This is a genomic window from Mesorhizobium sp. L103C119B0, assembly GCF_000502235.1.
In the GTDB taxonomy this organism is placed as follows: Bacteria; Pseudomonadota; Alphaproteobacteria; order Rhizobiales; family Rhizobiaceae; genus Mesorhizobium.
This window is the reverse complement of the sequence record NZ_AYXE01000047.1, coordinates 1-7652: the sequence shown is the minus strand read 5'-3', so window position 1 is coordinate 7652 and position 7652 is coordinate 1. Positions and strand designations below refer to the sequence as shown.

Sequence of the window (7652 nt, the reverse complement as noted above, 5' to 3'; positions counted from 1 at the left end):
ACGAGCTTCGGGCTCTGCTTGAAGGCATCGCGGCCCGAGCCTGTGCCCTGTCGGCCACCGGCGAGCAGTTGGCAACGCTCGAAGGGGCGCTGGCGGATTTGTTCGATGCGTGGGCGTCCGCGATGCCGACGGCGGTTATGCGGGCAACGACGAAATTCTACGAGGCGCTGTTCGAGGCCGCCGACAAGCGTGTCGCCTGGGAAATCGTCAGCGGGTTGAATGTCCGCATCAATCAGCTTCGTTCGATGACTATTCTTTCGGAGAACCGCCGCGAGCCGGCGATCACCGAGATGAATGAGATCATGGATGCGATAAGGGCGCGCAAGCCCGATGAAGCGGAAGCGGCGGCANAAGCGGCGATCACCGAGATGAATGAGATCATGGATGCGATAAGGGCGCGCAAGCCCGATGAAGCGGAAGCGGCGGCAAGGCGACATGTCGAATCGGCGTGGCAGATCGCTCGAGATAAACTTCGCATGGTCTAAGTCCGCGTGAGCCTAGCCTATCCAGCCCTGCGAAGCGCCTTGCAGAAAATGTCTGCTTCCCGGCAACGAAAATGCAACTTTACGACTGAGATTGAGCGGCAAAGCGGTCCGGCAGCGTCGGGCCGCAATCAGACCGACGGCTTTCGGCGCCCGAGCGCCGAAAGCTGACGTTAAGGTCATAGGCCACGCGATGGCGGTTCCGCTATCAGATCATGTTCGACATGCCGAGCGCAGTGAGCAGGTTGTTTTGAATAGGAGCGACGGCCTGATTCAGTCCCTCCACCCCGAAGTCCATGCCCTCTGGCATGACGACGGTGCGCAATGGGCGCCTTTCCGTAGTGTCGACTAGCCGTGCGATGGCGTCAGCCACCAACTGAGGGCGGGGTGGATTCGCAGGATCAAATCCCTGATCGGAGTTGTTTTTGATTTGGCCTGGGACCAGCGCAACTTCGCCATATGTCGCCAAGACCTGCTCGTCCGAGGGCGCTGGGCTAGATGGAAGCGCAACGCGCGATGCGGCCAAGATGCTGCTCGAGGCTGCGGTTGAGCGCGGCTGATCGAAGGAAATTTCGGCGTGTGCGGCGCGCCTGATGGTCAGCTCAGACGAAAAAAACGTGGCCACAGGCCGAGCGCGAGAATTTTGGCGGCGAATGGAGCGCATTCGGCCGAAGGCCGCGTGCCGCCCGCTTATCGCGGGCGGCCGCAAACTAAATCAGGCAGAGAGAGACCGATTGGTTGCTACTGCGGCAGCTCGGGTGAACTCTGCGTCCGGCTTGGAGAACGATGCCATGATGGCGTCGCGGTTCGAAGGAGCGCGTTTCCTGTCAGCGGCGGTGAGCGCAGCCTTGAGTTCGTGGGCGGTCAACTCAGTGCAATAGGCGGGAGTGCCCGGCTGCAGTCGCCAAGACTCCTCAAGAGTACCCGCATCCCCCGTATCGAAGCCAGTGACGCTGATGAGATCGGATACAAGTGCTTTGGCCGCGGCGTCGTCACCGGAAAGCGGGATGGCAATGCGACCTGGAGCACCGGCCTCCAAACCGGCCGCTGCCAATGTCTGCGCTAGCAGCGCGTTCCAAGCCTTAACAAGGGGGCGCCCCACCTGCTCGCTAACCCAAACGGTCTCCGGCTTGCAGCTATCAACCTCGAAGATTTTGCTGTCACGGGTTGGATAGTAATTGGAGGTGTCCACCACGATTGCGCCAGCAGGGGCGCCGGCAAGAATCGTTGCCAGGTCTGGGTTCTTGGAGGGCACTGACAGGATGACCACATCGGCATCCAGCACTGCCTCCTCTCTCTCAACGGCCTGGATGCCGGTGCCGGCAACTGTGTCCGCAAGACTTTCGGGGCCACGCGAGTTCGCCAGTTTCACCTGGTGGCCAGCGGCGTCCAGCTTCTTTGCAACCAGCGAGCCGATGTTGCCGGCCCCAACGATTCCGATTTTCATTTTACATCCTTTGGTTTTCAAATTTTAGCAGCGGTGAGCGAAGTCATGAAGAGTGTCTCGCAGCGCAATGATCTCGTCCTCGGACATTTGACAGGCACTTTTAATCTTGCCGGAGATGGTCCAGACCTCGTCCTTGATGCTGTGAGCGGCAGGTGTGAGATCGACAAGGACCCGGCGTTCGTCCTCGGGATCGCGCATTCGCGTCACCATCCCGCAGGTATCGAGCCGCTTGAGCAATGGGGTGATCGTGCCGGTGTCCATGCCCAAAGAGTTTCCAAGATCACCTACGGACCGGGGTGCGGACGCATAGAGCTCCAGCATCACAAGGTACTGGGGAAAGGTCAGGCCCAACGGATCGAGGAACGGCTTGTGCATGCGTGCCATCCGGCCCGCCGCCCCGTACAGGGCGAACGAGATTTGCATTCGAACCAAATGTGACGCGCTTTTTTGAGAGGTCATACCGGTGCCGTCCACAGCCCAAAGAGCAAACCGAGTTCGCTGGCGAACTAGTATCTAGTGCACTAGATAATGTGACTATCGAGGATTGCAACCCTCCAGCTGCACTTGGAGCCAGTCCGCATGCGCGACTAATCTTCCGGCGCATGCGCCTTGGAGGGACTGGGGTTCTCGAAAACCTGATCGACATATGCCCGGCAGCATCGAGGACGCTGGCCAAAGGCAGCTTCGGGAGAGGATGCCGCGGCCCCAAACGACTGGAGGGAGGCGCATACCGGTCAAAACCACCACGAACCGAACGGTTTGAGTGCTGCCTCCAGGAGCAACGCTCAACCGTTCCCTTGGATCATGGGGCGCGCCGCCTCCGCAAAAATCAATGAATCCAACGCACACTTGTACCCGTCGACGTCAGTCAGCCAGTGGCCAAAGCTCGCTCCACTGCTTACGGGCATATTGCCTTGCGCAAGAGCATTTCGCCTATGGCCATCTAATACATTGAAATTCAAACGAAAATGGCGCACCCGACAGGATTCGAACCTGTGACCTCTGCCTTCGGAGGGCAGCGCTCTATCCAGCTGAGCTACGGGTGCCTTCAAGGAACCTGAAAACGAACCAGCCGATAGGCCGGCCAGCCACGGCTTCTTAGCGGAAGCCGGCGCGGGCTTCAACGGGCAATTGGCGTGGCGATATTTTCGAAGCCGCCTTGCGCGGCCTGGCAACTTCGCGTCCGCCCTGCAGCCTCAGCCCGGGACTCACCCCGCCACCTCCACCTTCGCCACCCGCCTGCGCACCCTGCGCGGCGCCCGCTTCGCCTTCTTCGCGCCGGTCAGTTCATGCATCGCGTCCAGCTGCATCTGCTGCATTTCGGCCAGCCGCGTCCATTGGCGCGAGATCAGATAGTCGAGCTTTTCGTGCAGATGGCGCACTTCCAGCTCGGCTTTCAGGTTCACCCGGTAGTCGTTGAAGGAGCGCAGGCGGTCCTTGGCCTCCGTCCGTCTCTGGCTCATCATGATGATCGGCGCCTGGACGGCGGCGATGCAGGAGAGCAGCAGGTTGAGCAGGATGAAGGGATAGGGGTCGAAGGCGCTGCTCACGCCCGCGATCAAATTGATGCCGACCCACACCGCAAGCACGCTGCCGAACGAGATCAGGAACCACCAGCTGCCGCCGAAAGCCGCCATGTTGTCGGAGACGCGGTCGGCGAACGAGCGGTGCTCCTCGAACTCCTCTNACTCCTCTTCCGAGTTTTCCGAGATCGTGTCCTGCCTGGCGATCGATTCGACCACCTGGCGGTCGAGTTCGGAGAATTCGCCATGCTCCTGCTGCAGTAGCTCCTCCATGTAGCGCATGCGGTAGCGGCCGAGCTCCTCGCGGCTGATGCGGGCGCCGCGCGGCAGGTCGGGATGATCGGAGCGGATGCGGTCGGCCAGGCTCGGCCTGAGGTCGTCGATGCGCACCAGGTCACGCTTGCGGAACTTTCTACCTGATATCGCCGACGGCTTTCGCTTCGGCTTCAGGCGGCCATGGGGTTCGGAGTCCGGCACATCGGGCGCTTCCAGCGCCTCGTCGGCAACCAGTTCGGCGTCGTGGGCGGGCGGCGCCTCGAAATACTCGCCGCCGCTGTCGTTTTCATTGTCGGCCTGTTCGGATGGTTTTGGGCTCATGATGCCGGCTCCTGCTGTCGCGCCCACGATACGCCAAGGCGAGGCGGCATAGCCACCGCCGCGGTGACGATTGCGGGCTTGTGCAAGCGCTTGTGATGAATGCCTGCTGCAATTGCCTGTGGCGGCGCAGCCCCCCGGGGCCTCGCTCGCCTGCTGCTCGGCAACCAGACCGCCGAAGTGCTGTTGCCGACGGAGGTCGCGCCTGCTGCAGAGTTAAGATGAGGCAGCGATCCTTCACGACCCCCCTCTGTCCTGCCGGACATCTCCCCCTCAAGGGGGGAGATCAGATGTCGCCATGGCTTCGCCAAACACGAAAAAGAGGCGAGACGCCGAAGCTGCTAATCTCCCCACTTGAGGGGGAGATGGCCGGCAGGCCAGAGGGGGGTGCTGTCCCGCCGGCGTTTCAGAGTTCCTCCACCCAACGACGGGTTCTATTGCGGCGGTAAACCAGGCAACTGCGACCCCTGCGCCGGCAAACCAGGCGGCGGCAGGCCGGGCGACGCGGCCGGCTGATCTCCCGCAAACATCAGCCGCGTCTTCGTATCGGCCATGGCGGGCGACAGGCTGCGCTGGATCAGCGCTTCGACATGGTCGTTGCGCTGCCTAGCGCTGTCGGCGCCCATCACCACCACGATCAGATGCCGGCCGTCGGCATTGTAGGACGTGACGATATTGTAACCGGATGCCCTGATATAGCCGGTCTTGATGCCGTCGACGCCGCGCACCCGGCCGAGCATGTCGTTGTGGCCGCGCACCAGCCGGCCGCGGAACATGAAGTCGCTTTCGGAGAAATAGTGGAACTGCTGCGGGAAGCGGGCGCGCAGCGCCATCCCCAGCGTCGCCATGTCGCGCGCCGATGTGTGCTGGCCATCGTCGGGCAGGCCGGAGGCATTGCGGAAGACGGTGCTGCTCATGCCGATCTGGCGCGCCTTCGAGGTCATCATGGCGGCGAACTGGTTCTCCGAGCCGCCGAGATATTCGCCCACCGCCACCGCCACGTCATTGGCCGACTTGACAACGATCGCCCGGATCGCCGAATCGACATCGATGCTCTCGCCGCGCTTGAAGCGCAATTTGGTCGGCGGCTGCCGGGCGGCATTCTCGGAGACCGGGATCTGCGTTTCCTTCGAGACACGGCCGGACTCCAGCGCCTCGAACAGCAGGTAGAGCGTCATCATCTTGGTCAGCGACGCCGGATAGCGTTGCGCCCTCGAACTGACCTCGAACAGCGTCTTGCCACTGCCGGCATCGATTACGATGGCGGCATATTTCTCCTGCGGCGCCGGCACCGCCAGCACGCTGTCGGGCGGCGCGGTGGTGCTGCAGCCGGCAACGAAGACGAGCAGCAGCAAGGCCGCGACGAATTTTTGTATGAGGGAGGGGAAATGGAAGTTTGGCAAGGCAAGTCCGGCGTTGCTGAGAGGGCCGGAACCTAGCCTAACCCATTGTGTTCGTCCATTTGGTTAACGGCGGAGCTGCCGATGACGCTGCCAATCTCCCCCGCAAGGGGGGAGATCAGATGTCGCTTCGGCTTCGCCAATCATCGGCGCTGAAACGGCAACCTCGACATCCGCCCACCCGCCCGAAATCGCCTGCTTCCTGTCCTGTTTTGCCTGCGGGGTCGCGGTGCTGCTATAGAGGCGGCAATTGCTTGGGGGGATTTGACAATGACCGGTGACATCGGCGCGGCTGCGCCATCTCTTATCAGGGCTTCGCTCAGCCGCACCGGCAAATGGGCCGGCAGCGTCGCTTTCATCGGCGGCGCTGCTTCCGACATCCTCAATCCGCTGGCGCCGTTCGCCGCCTATATCGCGCTGGTCGCTTCGGTTGCCGCAGCCGTCATCGCCATTGCCATCGTTCTGCGGCTGGTGCTGGCCGCCAAGGCGCTGCCGGCGCTGATCTTTGCCACCAGCGCTGCCGCCGTCGCGGGCGGCGTCTATGGCCTGCAGCAGCAGACCAATTCGCAGAACGGTGTGATCGCCGGCCTGGTGCCGGCCATCGCCCAGTTGCAGCAGCAGATGGGCATCGTCTCGGCCAGGGTGGCCAGGATCGAGCGAACGGTAACCGAGACGAAGCTGGCGGTCGACCAGGTCAAGCAATCGACCGACGCGGTGGCGAAGAAGACCGAGGAAATTGCGTCGACCCAGCAGCAGCAGGCTGAGCAGGGCGCGCAGACGCAAAAGTCGGTAGAGGCGGTCAAGCAGACGACCGAAACGCTCGCTGCCGGCCAGCAGAAACAGGCCGAGCAGGCGGATAAGCTTCAGGCGACCACCGAGCAGATCGCCGCCTCGATCGACACCATCGCGAAGGGCTTTGCCGCATTGGCCGCGCAGGGCGGGACGATCGCCGAGCCGAAGCGGCCGGACGAATTCTACCACAATGCCCGCGTCTACGAGCTTTCCGGCGACATGCTGAATGCGCGGCGCTCCTATCTCGCTTTCGCCGGTTTCGACGTCGACGCCGTCGATCCCTACACACGCTTCGCCACCCTGCTGCGCGTGCAGGACGGCAAGGCCGGCGCCCGCGAAGTGTTCGGCGCCCTGGCCGACAAGGCCAAGGCGCTGTCGATCAAGCTGGTCCATATCCTGCAGTTCGACGATGCCCAACGTCTCGACAAGCTCAACGCCTTCATCGCGGCCAATCCGGATTTCGCACCGGCCTATTACCTGCTCGCGCAGGAGTTTTCCGAGGATCGCCTCGGCGTCCAGTCGCTGTCCGACAAGCGCAGCGAGGCCGAGGCGCTGACCAGGTTCGTCTCCTATGAAAAGGAAGGCGGGCTGCTCAAATATTTCGTCGACCAGACGCAGCTCGCCGACTGGCTCGACCGCAGCCGTACCCGCCTGACGGCGCTTGGCGACGTGCTCGACCCAGCACGCTTTGCCCCGACGCTGACGCCAATGCGCTCCAATGCCGGCTGGACGATCTCCATCTCGCTGCCCGAGGCCGCGACCGGCATTTCCTGGCGCATGGGTGTGTCAGGTCCGTTCACCGACACCGGGCTGATGGCGATGAACGACCAGCGCACCGGCAAGCCGATGCCCAATCCGAGCTTCGAATTGCCCGACAGCACCACGGCCACCACCATCGGGGTCAAATATCTCGATCTCAGGGGCCGCGAGACCGGGCCGTTCGACATAAGTTTCGATCCGGACGCGGCGCTGCAACAGGGCAACAAACAGATCCTCGACCAGTTCTGGACGTCGTGGATCGCCTTCGACGCCAGCGGCAATCACGGCCTGGTCTATTTCTCCCAGATGCTGTCATTCCGCTGCGGCATCAAGGAGGTGCGCTACAGCTTGAACGGCACGGCGCTCGACAAGGAGATCAAGCTGCCGCCTTGCGACAAGAAGGACCCGTACGCCATTCCTTATGACTACCAGCCTTACTTCAAGGTCGCCGACAACGTGACTTCGATGGCGGTGCAGGTCACCTACACCGACGGCACCAAGTCGCCGGTCCGGGAGTACAAACGGCAGTAGGCGTCCACCCTCCCCCTTGTGGGGAGGGTCGATCCGCGGTTGTGTGCGTCAAGTTCTGCAAAATGGGCGATCATGATGCTGGTCATGCGGCTTGGCGCAGAGCGAGCTTCTTGTGCTCGCGCAG

General features: G+C 62.5%; 6 protein-coding genes, 1 tRNA gene and 1 pseudogene. 2 read left to right on the top strand and 6 right to left on the bottom strand.

What is annotated here, in order from left to right:
- A partial coding sequence (locus X728_RS00300) for an FCD domain-containing protein (protein WP_023833284.1) occupies positions 1-485 on the top strand: 485 nt, incomplete at its 5' end.
- Positions 486-690: 205 nt separating this feature from the next.
- Here the strand turns inward: X728_RS00300 and X728_RS0136745 are convergent.
- From X728_RS0136745 to X728_RS137240, 6 genes and pseudogenes are all read right to left on the bottom strand, one after another.
- Positions 691-987, bottom strand: a pseudogene (locus tag X728_RS0136745) (short-chain dehydrogenase/reductase); the annotation flags it as partial.
- Positions 988-1197: 210 nt separating this feature from the next.
- Positions 1198-1929 (bottom strand): NAD(P)-binding domain-containing protein, encoded by a 732-nt coding sequence (locus tag X728_RS137220; RefSeq protein WP_023833282.1) that lies wholly within the window; start codon positions 1927-1929, stop codon positions 1198-1200.
- A 24-nt stretch (positions 1930-1953) separates the two neighbouring features.
- Positions 1954-2304, bottom strand: coding sequence for a MarR family transcriptional regulator (locus X728_RS137225; protein WP_245266237.1), 351 nt, complete (start codon positions 2302-2304; stop codon positions 1954-1956).
- A gap of 594 nt (positions 2305-2898) precedes the next feature.
- Positions 2899-2975: transfer RNA gene (locus X728_RS137230), tRNA-Arg, on the bottom strand.
- Positions 2976-3137: 162 nt separating this feature from the next.
- Positions 3138-4049, bottom strand: a complete 912-nt coding sequence (locus X728_RS137235; protein WP_023833280.1) for a DUF1003 domain-containing protein — start codon at positions 4047-4049, stop codon at positions 3138-3140.
- Between the two features lie 431 nt (positions 4050-4480).
- Positions 4481-5449, bottom strand: coding sequence for a D-alanyl-D-alanine carboxypeptidase family protein (locus X728_RS137240; protein ID WP_023833279.1), 969 nt, complete (start codon positions 5447-5449; stop codon positions 4481-4483).
- Between the two features lie 267 nt (positions 5450-5716).
- Between X728_RS137240 and X728_RS137245 the strand changes: the two genes are divergently transcribed.
- A complete protein-coding gene (locus X728_RS137245) occupies positions 5717-7528 on the top strand; it encodes a peptidase C14 (protein WP_023833278.1) in 1812 nt (603 codons plus the stop codon).
- Positions 7529-7652 lie beyond the last annotated feature (124 nt).

Excerpts from the sequence above, each read along its gene's own strand:
- X728_RS137220 (WP_023833282.1), bottom strand. The coding sequence starts at position 1,929 with ATGAAAATCGGAATCGTTGGGGCCGGCAACATCGGCTCGCTGGTTGCA.
- X728_RS137225 (WP_245266237.1), bottom strand. The coding sequence starts at position 2,304 with ATGCACAAGCCGTTCCTCGATCCGTTGGGCCTGACCTTTCCCCAGTAC.
- X728_RS137245 (WP_023833278.1), top strand. The coding sequence starts at position 5,717 with ATGACCGGTGACATCGGCGCGGCTGCGCCATCTCTTATCAGGGCTTCG.